Annotated in this window: 11 protein-coding genes; 6 read left to right on the forward strand and 5 right to left on the reverse strand. The window is 39.4% G+C overall.

Annotation, left to right across the window (positions count from 1 at the left end):
• Positions 1–109: 109 nt before the first annotated feature.
• Positions 110–826, reverse strand: a complete 717-nt coding sequence (locus A1QC_RS04650; RefSeq protein ID WP_017025753.1) for a hypothetical protein — start codon at positions 824–826, stop codon at positions 110–112.
• A 302-nt stretch (positions 827–1,128) separates the two neighbouring features.
• On the opposite strand from A1QC_RS04650, the gene aroG reads away from it, so the two are divergent.
• Positions 1,129–2,184 (forward strand): 3-deoxy-7-phosphoheptulonate synthase AroG, encoded by a 1,056-nt coding sequence (aroG, locus tag A1QC_RS04655; RefSeq protein ID WP_017025754.1) that lies wholly within the window; start codon positions 1,129–1,131, stop codon positions 2,182–2,184.
• A gap of 122 nt (positions 2,185–2,306) precedes the next feature.
• On the opposite strand, the gene rlmF is transcribed toward aroG, so the two are convergent.
• Complete coding sequence (rlmF, locus tag A1QC_RS04660; protein WP_017025755.1) at positions 2,307–3,452, reverse strand: 23S rRNA (adenine(1618)-N(6))-methyltransferase RlmF; 1,146 nt, start codon at positions 3,450–3,452, stop codon at positions 2,307–2,309.
• 149 nt (positions 3,453–3,601) lie between these two features.
• On the opposite strand from rlmF, the gene A1QC_RS04665 reads away from it, so the two are divergent.
• From A1QC_RS04665 to A1QC_RS04675, 3 genes are all read left to right on the forward strand, one after another.
• Positions 3,602–3,997, forward strand: a complete 396-nt coding sequence (locus tag A1QC_RS04665) for a DUF1090 domain-containing protein (RefSeq protein WP_017025756.1) — start codon at positions 3,602–3,604, stop codon at positions 3,995–3,997.
• A gap of 202 nt (positions 3,998–4,199) precedes the next feature.
• A complete protein-coding gene (locus A1QC_RS04670; protein WP_017025757.1) occupies positions 4,200–5,357 on the forward strand; it encodes an MBL fold metallo-hydrolase in 1,158 nt (385 codons plus the stop codon).
• Between the two features lie 126 nt (positions 5,358–5,483).
• Positions 5,484–6,755: a DEAD/DEAH box helicase gene (locus tag A1QC_RS04675; protein ID WP_017025758.1), complete on the forward strand. Its 1,272-nt coding sequence runs from the start codon at positions 5,484–5,486 to the stop codon at positions 6,753–6,755.
• Here A1QC_RS04675 and A1QC_RS04680 read toward each other — a convergent pair.
• The 3 genes from A1QC_RS04680 to A1QC_RS04690 form a co-directional block, all read right to left on the reverse strand.
• Positions 6,752–7,471: a TetR/AcrR family transcriptional regulator gene (locus A1QC_RS04680; protein WP_017025759.1), complete on the reverse strand. Its 720-nt coding sequence runs from the start codon at positions 7,469–7,471 to the stop codon at positions 6,752–6,754. The genes A1QC_RS04675 and A1QC_RS04680 overlap by 4 nt on opposite strands.
• Positions 7,472–7,753: 282 nt before the next feature.
• Entirely contained in the window at positions 7,754–8,761 is a 1,008-nt protein-coding gene (gene ltaE / locus A1QC_RS04685) for a low-specificity L-threonine aldolase (protein ID WP_017025760.1), read from the reverse strand.
• A gap of 95 nt (positions 8,762–8,856) precedes the next feature.
• Complete coding sequence (locus tag A1QC_RS04690) at positions 8,857–9,378, reverse strand: NUDIX hydrolase (RefSeq protein ID WP_017025761.1); 522 nt, start codon at positions 9,376–9,378, stop codon at positions 8,857–8,859.
• 204 nt (positions 9,379–9,582) lie between these two features.
• Here A1QC_RS04690 and A1QC_RS04695 point away from each other — a divergent pair, with 204 nt between their 5' ends.
• Complete coding sequence (locus A1QC_RS04695; RefSeq protein ID WP_017025762.1) at positions 9,583–11,247, forward strand: ATPase RavA domain-containing protein; 1,665 nt, start codon at positions 9,583–9,585, stop codon at positions 11,245–11,247.
• Between the two features lie 19 nt (positions 11,248–11,266).
• Positions 11,267–12,718: an ATPase RavA stimulator ViaA gene (gene viaA / locus A1QC_RS04700; RefSeq protein ID WP_017025763.1), complete on the forward strand. Its 1,452-nt coding sequence runs from the start codon at positions 11,267–11,269 to the stop codon at positions 12,716–12,718.
• Positions 12,719–12,969: the final 251 nt, after the last annotated feature.

Below are 12,969 nucleotides of genomic sequence, written 5' to 3' on the forward strand. Positions count from 1 at the left end.
CCTTCAAGTGAAATCACTTGAGGGCTTTTACGTGTACATATTGGATGTGAAGCGTTTAGATTGATGTTCATTTTGGGCATTATTCATGGTTGAAAACCTAATAACTGCGTTACCAATGACATTGAGTTGTATAACCATTGGCTGAAAATGATGCTTTGATAGGCAGTTGAACGTCATCACCAAAAGGAAACTCAGCTAAACAGCTTTTTCCAATCTGAGTTGTTTTTCTTTGAGGGCCTAGTGTAATTGCTAAATCAATGCCTTTTAATTGCTGCAATACCGCTGCGGTTGTACTTGGTGAGTATTGGCTAACTAACACCACTTTATTCCAACCTTCTATTGAGCCACGATCAATCGTTGCTCCTAGCTTATCTAAATCACTTTTTGATGGTGTTGCATGCTTGGTACGGTCTAAATCAATCAGAGCTAAAAACGCTACCTTTTGTCCTGAAACCTCTTTGACATACACTTTCGCATGGGTTTTATTGTTTGCAAAATCATATACTTCTTGTTTTGAAGATATACCGACAATTGGCAAGTTACTGGCTAGAAGTGGCGCGTTTTGTAAACCTTCACCGGAGTTAAGCGCATAAACGTAATTGTAGTTATTTACCACGTTAGCATTGGATTGGTTAAACGCTGAAACCAGTGTGATATCTGCACTTTGAGTACGGCTATCCACCGTGATAGTTTTGCTATTTGTTAATGATGTATCTTGCTCTAAACCATATAAATTGATTGTGAGATCGACAGGTTGTTGAGTTTTAGGTGTGCATGCACTTAAAACAAAGCTGGCCAAAAGAATAGGCAGGAAATAATACAACATAGAATTCTACGGCTCAAACAAAGTGTGATATAGGTCACCATTTTATGTTTATTAGTGTGAAAAGCAACATTTAATGCACTTTTAGAAAGCAAAGTTGGTCATATAAACAGCGTGTTAACTTCTTGATGAAAGTTACATTCATTGAAAAACTGACTTTTAAAGGCAATTAATCATTGAAGTTCTGATTTTCTAAGGATAAGTTAACCATAAGGAACATGATTACGTGCTTTTTGAATTGGCTACTTTATACCAATAATTTTTATTTTGATTCAAAGCACTCACACTACAAGGACAATGTCGTTATGCAAAAAATTGATGATGTAAGAATTAAGCAAGTTAAAGAACTTTTACCACCAGTGGCCGTTTTAGAGAAGTTTCCAGCAACGGAAACAGCAAGCAGCACTACGTTTGAATCTCGTCAAGCTATTCACAATATTCTTGAAGATAAAGACGATCGTTTACTGGTTGTGATCGGCCCTTGTTCGATTCATGATACCGAAGCGGCACTTGAATACGGTCAACGTTTAGCGGTATTACGTGAAGAATTGAAAGGTAATCTTGAAGTGGTGATGCGTGTTTATTTTGAAAAACCACGCACCACGGTTGGTTGGAAAGGCTTAATCAACGACCCTTACCTTGATGATACTTATCAACTGAATGATGGTTTACGTATTGGTCGTAAATTACTATTGGATTTAACCGATGCCGGTATGCCAACAGCCAGTGAGTTTCTTGATATGATCACGCCTCAATATGTGGGTGATTTGATCAGCTGGGGAGCTATCGGTGCTCGTACCACTGAATCTCAAGTTCACCGTGAATTGGCGTCAGGCCTTTCTTGCCCTGTAGGTTTCAAAAATGGTACAGATGGCAACATTAAGATTGCAACCGATGCTTGTAGTTCAGCGGGTGCTTCTCACCATTTCTTATCGGTGACCAAATATGGTCATTCTGCGATCATTGAAACGGCAGGTAATCCTGATTGTCATATCATTCTTCGTGGTGGTAAAGAGCCTAACTACAGTGCTGAACATGTTAGCGCTATAAAATCTCAACTTGAAGCACAAGGTTTACGCCAAAAAGTTATGATCGACTTCAGCCATGCCAACAGCTCTAAACAGTTCCAGCGCCAAATGGTGGTTGCAGATGATGTGTCTGCACAACTAGCTGCGGGTGAAGATGCGATATTTGGTGTGATGATCGAAAGTCATCTTAATGAAGGTCGCCAAGATCTTGTCGATGGTAAGGTTGCTAATTACGGTCAAAGTATCACAGATGCTTGTATTGGCTGGGAAGATACTGAAAAAGTCCTTCGTCAATTATCCGATGCCGTTGCTGCGCGTCGTGCCGCAAAATAATGGTTTAATTACTGTATAAACGAAATGCCCAACTTGTGTGAGTTGGGCGTTTTTATTTTCACTATATTTAGGCTACTAATTTAATCGGCAAGAATGAATAAGCTGCTGGTATTGACATAAATCTATCTTGCGTCAAAAAACTCGGCTTTCTCTTCGGCTGATAAAAATGTCCACGCAACAAAGCGTGTCATTTTTTGCCCTTGCGACATGTGGATCACTTTCACTTGTTTTGCCCCAAGATTTTTCACTTGTTGTTCCAATAATGGGACGTTTTCTTGTTTTGAAACTAAGCTCGTGAACCAACACACTTGGTCTGAAAATTCTAAGCTTTCATTTGCCATAAGCTTTAAGAACGCAATTTCACCACCTTCATAGCATAATTCATTTTCAGTTCCAGCAAAGTTCAACACGGGCTTACCATCAGCTTTGATTGACGATGACTTTGATGATGAGTCTTTACTTTTGTTCAAATTTCGAACTTTACGTAAACTGCCTTCTGTTGCCTTTTCTAATGATTCGTGAAAAGGAGGATTACACATGGTTAAAGCGAATGTGTCCTGAGGCTTGATGATGCCAGAGAAAATACAGTTGGCGTCATTTTGTAGACGAAGCTTTATTTTGTTTTTAAGCTTTCTATTTGCCTGAATTAATAATTGTGCGGTTTTAACCGAAACAGGATCGATATCTGAACCTACAAAGTTCCAGTCGTAACTTGTCGCGCCTAAAATAGGATAAATACAGTTAGCACCGGCACCGATATCTAATACCGAATATTTATGATTTGCAGAGCCTTTTATGTCTTCTTCGGCCAATTCATCAAGTTCCGAAGAGACTTCGGGTAATGTATTCACAGTCTCAGTTAAAAGATCCGCCAAATAATGAATGTAATCGACACGTCCTGGAATAGGTGGGCATAAATAGCCTTCAGGGATTTGCCAAAACTCTACGCCATAATGAGCTTTTAAAAGCGCTTCGTTTAATGCAACGACCGCTTTGGGTTCACTAAAGTTAACCGACTTTTCTCCGCGAGGGTTTAAAATTACAAATGGCGTTAAGTTGGGATTGGCTTTTTCTAGTTTTTCGAAATCATAGCGGCCTTTGTGAATATTTCTAGCATGCAAGCCTGCGGGTTTCGGTTCTTTTGAATAAGAAGGGTCTTTATTCTTATATGGAGACCTTCTCTGCTGTGATGTTTTAGTGGCAGAGCGGCTTGACTTGCTCGTCGAGCGAGCAGGGCGGTTTGGTTTCTGGTGGGTGCCAGATGACATAGAGATCTCCAAGGTATGAGTCTAATTTAAAGCGACGTGGATAATAGCGTATTTAATTGATAATGCGTAGTAAGAAGGGGATAAACACATAGTATTAGTACGGAGGTAGCGTTATAGTCAATTTCTTTTACATTCAGTATCGAGATATTATGAAACTTACATCATTACTTTTACCCGCTTTTTTCACCTTAGCGAGCAGCGCTGTTTTTGCGCAAGATTGCAGTGATAAGACAGGTTGTGAAGAAAAAATTTGCCAGATTGAAAAGCAATTAGACTTGGCAAAACAAAATAATAATAGCCATAAAGAAAAAGGGTTAACGACAGCACTTCAAAATGCGAAAGAGCATTGTACAACGGATGGCTTAAGTGATGATTTAAAAGGTAAGATTGACGATGTGAAAGATGACATGTCTGAGCATCAAGATGATCTAAAAGAAGCGATGAAAGATCAAAAATTTGATAAGGTCAGTAAGTACAAAGAAAAGTTAGCGGAAGATAATAAAAAATTAGAACAACTGAATTCCGAGCTCAATAAGCTGCAATAAACGATTCATATTTTTCTAAACGGCGTTCAATAAGCGATGTCCCACACAAGTGGCACATCGCTTTTTTGTTTTCGGAACTTGTCTTTAAAATGAAAAGGAATGTTCATTCATCTGAAATCTACGCCAGTCTAAACTTGATAACAATTAGCTATCACGATTCATTTTTATATTGATATCAATAAATGTAGATAGGCCAGAGGCTATGACAAATACGTTAATGTACATTGCAGAAAAAGCACGTAGTGGCGTTTTCAAACCAAAATCCATTGCAAGCATACATAAAAAAGCGTTATTGCGAAGTCGCCAGAAGCGGCAAAATAGGATGTTATCTTCAGCACAATTTCATCAAGGCAAGGCCATCTCTAAACTTCCTAAAGAATTCAGTCATCAATCATCCTTTCAAACTTTTTGGAAATACACCGTAGCAAGGCGTCAACTTCGTCCGAAAGATCAACTTCCTTACGTGCCCTTGAATTTGGATAAATTGAAAGAAGCCAGTAATGAACTTCGTATCACTTGGCTTGGTCATTCAAACGTCTTTCTTGAAATTGAAAAACAACGAATTTTAATTGATCCCGTCTTCGAACATGCTTCTCCAGATATAGTAAAACTCTTTTTTAAACGTAATGTGAATGTTCCTACCGCAAGAGAAAGCTTGCCTATTCCAGATGTCATCGTTATATCTCACGATCATTATGATCATTTAGAAAAAACAACCATGCAGTTTTATGCCGATAAGAAGGTTTATTTTTTAGTGCCATTAGGCGTGGGCGAACACCTCGAACGTTGGGGGGTTGCACCGTCAAAAATAAAAGAATTGGATTGGTGGGAAGCGGTAACTATTAATGGCGTTACATACACGGCGACACCAGCGAATCATCAATCAGGACGAACAGGCTTTGATACGAACAAAACATTATGGGCATCATGGTGTATTCGTAGTCAAAATGCGTCGGTATTCTACAGTGGTGATAGTGCTTATAGTCAACACTTCAAAGAAATTGGTGAGAGAATGGGGCCTTTTGATGTTGCCTTTATGGAAGTGGCCGCGAATGTCAAAAAAGGGCGAGGTTTTCCTGTCGAGAATTGGGGACACATGCAAGCAAGACACACACTCAAAGCCTTTCATGATGTTAAAGCAAAAAGTTTGTTTCCTGTACATTGGTCCACTTATGAATTATTCACCCATAAATGGGATGAGCCAATGCAAGATTTAATGGAAGAAACCAAACGAAAACCTATTTCTCTGATAACTCCACTGGTTGGAGAAACCATTTATCTTCATTCTCCACAAGCTCAAATAAGGTGGTGGGATGAAACAAATTTGAATGTAGACAGTAGCCGTTGCTGTAAAGCGTAATTCAACATTGTAAAAACGATAGAGTCAAAAAGTATCATCAGAGCCTAGATTGAATGGTAAACTGGGTATACCCACACTTTACTCTGAAGTGTTTATTTTTCATTTTTGTATTATTTAGGTTCATCTATGTCGTTTCAATCTCTTGGTTTATCTGCTTCTATCCTCGAAACACTTCGCAAGCTTGGCATTACCGAACCAACACCAGTGCAATCTGAAGCGATTCCTTTGGTTTTACAAGGTAAGGATGTCATTGCGAGTGCGCAAACCGGTACAGGGAAAACGGCGGCTTTTGGATTGCCAATTATTCAAAAAATCTTGGATGCACAAACACTGACGGATGTTATTGAAAATGATGAAATAGACACGCCTAAATCTAAAGCAGCATGTGTAAAAGCATTAGTGCTAACGCCAACGCGCGAGCTTGCTCAACAAGTATTTGAAAGTTTAACATCATATAATCAAGGCCTTAAGATAGTGGTGGTTTATGGTGGAACCAGCATGAGCGTTCAAACTAAGCATTTGTCTTCTGGTGCGGATATTGTGGTGGCGACGCCTGGTCGTTTGCTTGATCACTTATTTGTGGGGAATATTCATCTAAACAATGCACAAACCCTTGTGTTAGATGAGGCAGATCGAATGATGGATATGGGCTTTATGCCTGATCTACAGCGGATTTTACGCAGAATGAGTCATGAGAAACAAACGTTATTTTTTTCTGCGACCTTTACTAAGCGTATTCGAGAAGTGGCTTATAAACTGTTAAAAGATCCGGTTGAAGTACAAATAGCATCGGAGAATAGTACCGCGGATTTGGTTGAACAAATGGTTTACCCAGTGAATAAGTCCCGTAAACGAGAATTGCTTTCTTATCTTATTGGTTCAAGAAATTGGCGACAGGTTTTGGTTTTTACTAAGACTAAACAAACGTCGGATTCTTTGGCAAAAGAGCTAAAATTAGATGGTATAGAGGCCGCTTCTATTAATGGAGATAAAAGCCAAGGAGCAAGACAAAAAGCGTTAGATGATTTTAAATCAGGCAAAGTTAGGGCATTGATAGCGACGGATGTCGCGGCAAGAGGTTTGGATATTCAACAATTACCGCATGTTGTGAACTATGAGCTACCATTTCAAGCTGAAGACTATGTACATCGTATCGGGCGTACTGGGCGAGCAGGAGAAGTGGGACAAGCGATTTCATTAATGTGCCCACAAGAACAATATTTGCTTGATGCTATTGAAACGTTATTGGATACCCGGTTACCTCAACAGTGGTTGCCGGGCTATGAGCCGACTTTTGAAGAGGAAGCAGCAACGGCACCCAAACGCACTCGATCTTCAGAAAAACGTAAGCTCAAAGCAAAGCTGAATATTCATAAGCAGCGTGGTAAGCGCCGTTAAGTATTACAGGGTTCTGCTGGTGGCATGACGATCATTTCACTTAAACAGCTCGGATGTTCCAGCTGTTCTTGAGGAATGTGTAATTGGGTGCTAAGTAAGTGATTAAACTGTTGCCAGTGCTTAAACATAGCATCTTGATCATCTGCTGTATCAAAAGCATGTTCCATTAATGGTCGTAAAGTGCACCCCGCATGGCTATAAATCGTCGTTTGCCAACGCAAAGCTTTAATAGTGAGTGGGGAGTCTGGGAAGTCTTGCTTGAATTGGTTAAAAAGCCTTTCTATTAGTTGATGGTCTCGTTTACTTGGTTCTAGAAAGTAACTGACCATTTTCTTTTCTTGTCTAACCGCATCTGCTAAAAATTGTATCGCTCGTGGATCATGCAAACTGCACGCTAAAACACGATTCATTAATTTATAAAGTTGAATGTTTGCAGGTAACCCATCGGGTAAAGATTCAATGATAAATTGGAAGTATTGTTGGAAATAGTGGTAAATATCATCACTGATGTGTTGCCAGATTTTTTCTTTGCTTCCAAAGTGATAGCGCAAGAGGCTATGAGATACACCGGCTTGCTCACTGATCTGCCTTAGCGATACTTTCTTGTAGCCAAATTGGCAGAATAACTGTCCGGCAATCTTTAAAATTGCTTTTTTTGTCTGCTCTGCTTCTTGTGCGCTACGGCGACCTTGTTTTTTATCCGCTACCGAATTCACAGTCTTTCCAACTTAACGTTTCATTAAATAACATTTTGCCCAAGCCACAAAAATGCACTCTTAAATTAGGTAAGTGCATTATGAATAGAGTGTTCCATTGGAATAGTATACTTATTTACGGAAAGCATATCTAAGTAAAACCAAGCTTTTGTGGTGTAGCTTGGACATTGTGGTTACGGTGTAACCTTTTTAGGTTGTTGGTTATGAAAAATAAAGCGGCTTTGCATGATGAAAAGCGTTACGCAAAGCCGTTGTGGTGTTAGATGCATGTTTGCTAATTAATTAAGCGCTATACATTGCCAGTTTTTCTAACAGAGTATGAACATCATCTTGAGTGATATCATTGTGCAGAACAAATCGTAGTGGATTGCCTGAACTGATGATGATGCCATCTTTGCGTAAGTTTTGCTGTAAATGAGCCGTGTTGATATGTTCAGCTACTTTGGTAAAGACAATGTTGGTTTGAACTTGTTCTAAGTTCACCTCAAAACCGGGTAATGTATTTAAGCCTTGAGCAAGTATTTGAGCATTCGCATGATCAACTTTTAATTGATCGATTTGCTCCGTTAAAGCCAGTTTACCCGCGGCGGCAAGAATACCGGCTTGGCGCATACCACCACCTAACATTTTACGGATACGTCTTGCTTTGGTAATAAACGCTTTATTGCCGAGTAATAACGAGCCTACAGGTGCAGATAACCCTTTAGATAAACAAATGGTCATAGAATCAAAGTGACAAGCGATCTCTTTGATATCGACATTTAGGGCGACCGCTGCATTGTAGACGCGAGCACCATCAAGGTGTAATTGAAGGTTATGCTCATTAGCAAATTCACGAGCTTCTTTTAAGTAACTTAAAGGAAGCACTTTACCATTGATAGTATTCTCTAAGCTTAGTAGTTTTGTTTGAGCAAAATGAATGTCATCAGGTTTAATGGCTTTTTTTAGCTTTTTCAGACAAATAGTACCATCTCTTTCATTTTCAATCGGCTGAGGTTGGATCGACCCTAGCACTGCCGCACCACCACCTTCAAATTTATAGTTATGCGCTTGTTGACCACATAAATATTCTTCACCACGTTCACAATGAGACATTAAACCAAGCAGGTTGGCTTGAGTGCCAGAGGAAGTAAAAATGGCCGCTTCAAAGCCATGACGTTCTGCTGCCCACATTTCCAAAGCATTAATGGTTGGGTCGTCACCGTAAACATCATCACCAACAATGGCATTGGCCATAGCGATACGCATTGCTTCAGTAGGGTGTGTTACCGTGTCAGAACGAAAATCCATGATGTATTCCTTATGAAATTGAAGAGGATATTGAATAAAGCGTCGTAGTGTTCAATGTTTAAATCCGAATGTGCTTCATGATCAAGTCACTATAATTAATCGAAGTGGCCACATAATTTTGCTTTGCTAATACAAGTGATGGTTTTTGCATCGGTAATTTCATCATCTCGAATCCATTGTTCGATGGTGTGAAGATCCACTTCAATGACCTCAATAACTTCGTCATCATCCAAGTTTAATGATTCTGTTCTTGTGAGATCCGATGCTACAAAGAGGTGTTGAATTTCATCACAGAATCCAGCAAGCGGTGTACATTGCCCTAATGGATGAAGCGATGCCGATAGATAACCTGTTTCTTCTGTGAGTTCACGTTGAGCGCATTCAATTGGAGCTTCGTCATTCTCAATAGTTCCTGCCGGCAACTCCAGAATCCATTTATTTAACGATGGACGAAACTGTTTTAATAAAATGATCTGGCCGTTCTTTGTGATTGGAAGAATAACGGCGGCACCTGGATGGACAATAGTCGTGTGACGAATGATCTTTCCATTGGGTAAGTGAGCGTCTTCTTCTACCAACTCAATGTTTTTCCATTTATGTATTGTCTGCTTATCCATAAAGCGCAATGGTCCTTTAACTCAGTAGATTTCCATACTGCCATTGAGACTATTATTTGAAAAGATTTATTCGGTAACAATTCAATTGGGCGCTCAAAATGCACGCTAAAATCAACAATCATATTGATCTAACGTAAGAAAAGTATTCACCTTTGTTTCAGAATAAGCGAAAGTAATACTATCAATTGGTTTTAGGGGAAAAGCATGGAAAGCGCACAAGCTCGAACGTCTGCACAACGTTCATTATTATCCGAGCGTATCAATAAATTGGTTCAAGCATTGTCTGATGGTGTTTACGAGCGTGAAGACACTATCAAACTTTGTCTTCTCGCGGCGTTATCTGGTGAAAGTGTATTTTTGCTTGGTCCTCCAGGGATTGCAAAAAGTTTGATCGCCAAACGTTTGATCCAAGCTTTTGAGAGCAGCAGTTATTTTGAATATCTGATGACGCGCTTTTCTACCCCAGAAGAGGTGTTTGGTCCATTAAGCATTCAAGAGCTAAAGGACAATGGGCGCTATGTTCGCTTAACCGATGGCTACCTTCCAACATCACAAGTGGTTTTCTTAGACGAAATTTGGAAAGCCGGGCCAGCAATTCTTAATACTTTATTAACGGTTGTGAATGAAAAGACATTCAAAAATGGCAGCGATGTCGAACCGGTTCCTATGCGATTGCTTATCTCAGCATCTAACGAACTGCCCACAGAAGACAGTGGGTTAGAAGCTTTATATGATCGTATGTTAGTTCGAGTATTCATTAACCGAATTCAAAATAAACAAAACTTTCGTTCAATGCTAACGGTTGGAACTGCGCAAGAGGCCAGAGTGCCTGAAGGGTTGGCAATTAAGGATGAGGAATACCATCAATGGCTACAAGAATTAGATCAGCTTGATTTATCGGAAGCCATGTTTGAAAAACTCTTTCAACTTAAAATCATGATTGAAGCAAAAGAAAACACACCAAGCCAAGAGGGCCAGCCCCCCGGTGATATGTATGTTTCGGATAGACGTTGGAAAAAAGCCGTTAAACTATTAAAAGCCAGTGCGTATTTTAATGGTCGCGATGAAATCAATGCATTAGATTTGATGCTCTTGCAAGATTGCTTATGGAATTCACCTCATTCACGTTTAACTGTTCGAGAATGCATTTCTTCATTTGCTAGTGATCATGCCTACAACCAAACAAAAATTCGTCAAGATATTGAATTGCAACAAAATCAGTTATCTCAATTAGAAGAAGCTATTACCGATAAGTTTTCTATGGTGTTGTCGGCAGATACTGAAGGGACTATTCGTCGAAAAAATGTATACCACTACAACTTATCGCATGCCAAACGTTATCAAGTGGGTAATACTTCTGATCTGGTTAAGCTGGTCTTACTTCAAAGCAATCTATCCGTCACCGATCATGACACTGGTGATAGCCGTTGGGTTTATGTACCTTATAAAGAATTAGAGCAATTAATCAAAGATGGCGGTGGTGATGCTTATGGTTTTGTAAATAAGAAAACCACACTATGCCGTTTCCACTTTGAAGTTGATGTTAGTCAGAAATTGGTGATCAAAGACATTGCTAATCGCGCCATTGCAGTGACATTAGCGACGAACCAAGGTTTCGATAAATCGGTTTTAGAAAATTGGCATACAACATCACTGTCAGTGAACCAATCTTTAAAAGAATCTGAGTTTGAAATTAGAAGTGCTAAATCGGAATTTCATGCCAGTCTTCCACACAGTTTTCTTGATAAATCTTTACCATTGTTGGTGGAATCCAGCTTACAAGAACTCACCGGGTTAGTGGCAAAACTTCAAGAAGACAGTGAATTGGCTGTTAATAAAGTGAATCGACTTGATGAAGCTTTCGAATAACTAAGGTTAAGAACTCTTTATGTTAGGAATTGATGCACTTGACATCGCCGTTTTATTGGCTGATGCAGAAATGGTTGAGGCTGCGTTTCATGATCTGATGGGGCGCTCTCAATTAATGCCATTAGTTGAACAAAATAAAAACATTAAAACATTAGTAAGAAATCAATTAGATAAATGGAAAAACAAAGTAACCAGTAAGGTTAAGCAAGTAGCACAATCCGAAGATCTTCAAACCGAATTGGCATTGTACCAAGAAGTCATTCATTGGAATGAAGAGCAGTTTTTATTTGAAATCGATGAACTGGTTGTGAAACTTGAACCACTTTCAGCGTTTTATCCAGAAGCCTATCGTTTGGTGAATGAGCCTAATGCTCGAATCAACCCGATGTTGCCGCATTTCTTTTGTCATCAATGGTATAAAAGTATCACTGAAAGCGTCAAAAAGGTGCAGCAAGAAGCTTTAGAGAAAGAAAAGCAGCAAGAATTAGATGAACTTTATCAACGCTTAGAAATGCTAAAACAGATGGATAACTTGGATGCCCCTCAAGATACGTCATCTATTGCTGGCCGTTTGTGGGATATGACCAGTGTGAATTTATCTAAAACCGATTGGTCGGTGATGAAATCACAAGCGGATTTTTTGAAAAAACATCCCAAGCTTCAAGAAATCGCGGAAACCCTCGGGAGGATGTCTAAGCAAGATCCTGACCCCAATGAACCTCCACAATACACTCAAGGTATAGAGTACGAAGAAGAATCATCACAGCAGGCAACTGATGATATTGTTGGCATACATGAAAGTGATGATCTGAATAAGTTGCTTCCTAATGAGTTGTTATTCCTCGCTTACCCCGAACTAGAAGTCGTGTTCTACAAGCATCTTATTGATAAGCGATTAATGAACTATCAAATGCAAGGCAAAGTACGTACTTCTAGAAAAGTAAAAGCGATGGAACCACACCCAGCCAAAGCGGAAGACGATATTGGGCCTTTTATTATTTGTGTGGATGCTTCAGGTTCAATGCGTGGTTTTCCTGAACAATGCGTTAAAGCGATTGCTTTTGCTTTGATGCAAATCGCATTAGCAGAAGATCGAGAGTGTTTTGTTGTTTTATTCTCTACCGATTACGTGACTTATCAGCTTACCAAGCAAGATGGTTTACGCGAGGCCAGTGATTTTTTATCGTATACCTTCCACGGTGGAACCGATTTAGAACCAGCCATTAGTGCGGCAATACAACAAATGCAAACAGCCAAATATCAACAAGCTGATGTGGTGATCTTATCGGATTTTATAGCGCCAAAGCAATCTAAAGAGCTCATCAAGCAAGTCGATGAACTGAAGCAAAAAAAGAACCGTTTTCATGCAATCAGTTTATCGAAATATGGCAATCCAGAATTAATGAATATTTTTGATCATCATTGGGCTTACATGCCAAACATAGGGCAAAGGTTTGTAAAACAAAAATAATGATGTTCGCGGAACGAATTTTTGAGTGTTTTATAACCGCTTGGGGCGATTTTTAATCGTTTGAATCAAAATTACAAAATTTGTTGTTGACTCAAATTATCAGTCAAGTAAAGTACGTTTCGTTCTCGCAGCAAAGCTAAATTGTTACTGCGGGTGAAAAATTTTAGGTATGGCGAAAGCGGTATCGAAGATGGTGTCTTAACTAATGAGTTAGGCGCATCGCAATAAAGAATTGCGTGCCCTGGTGGTGG

The sequence above is a fragment of the Vibrio rumoiensis 1S-45 genome (assembly GCF_000286955.2).
Lineage (GTDB): Bacteria > Pseudomonadota > Gammaproteobacteria > Enterobacterales > Vibrionaceae > Vibrio > Vibrio rumoiensis_A.